The sequence below is a fragment of the Thermorhabdus hydrogeniformans genome (assembly GCF_049310025.1).
Classification (GTDB): Bacteria; Bacillota; Thermosediminibacteria; order Thermosediminibacterales; family Tepidanaerobacteraceae; genus JBJYKD01.
Map to the genome: position 1 here is coordinate 1 of NZ_JBJYKD010000095.1, position 289 is coordinate 289.

Annotated in this window: 1 pseudogene; it reads left to right on the top strand. The window is 65.4% G+C overall.

From position 1 onward, the window contains the following. Window positions 1-25 precede the first annotated feature (25 nt). Window positions 26-289, top strand: a pseudogene (locus ACKX14_RS15635) (hypothetical protein); the annotation flags it as partial.

Consider the following 289-nt stretch of genomic DNA (forward strand, 5'->3'; position numbering starts at 1 on the left):
GGTCTCGCCCCGCGGGGCCACCGAGTTGATCGTGGAGAGCCCCGAGCATGGCGACGCACCCGCCACGATGCGCGAGGAGCAGTGGGAGCAGGTGCTCTGGATGTACCGGGAACGGCTCCGCGACTTGAAGGGAGATAGCAATATTCGGGACATCCTGGTTACCCGGCGGCACCGCTCGCCAGGCTCTCGCATCACGCATCCCTACTCGCGCCTCACCGCGATCCCGATCATCTTCGACGACGTCCGCAGGAAGCTCCGGCAGTGCCGTGACTACTACCAGTACAAGCGG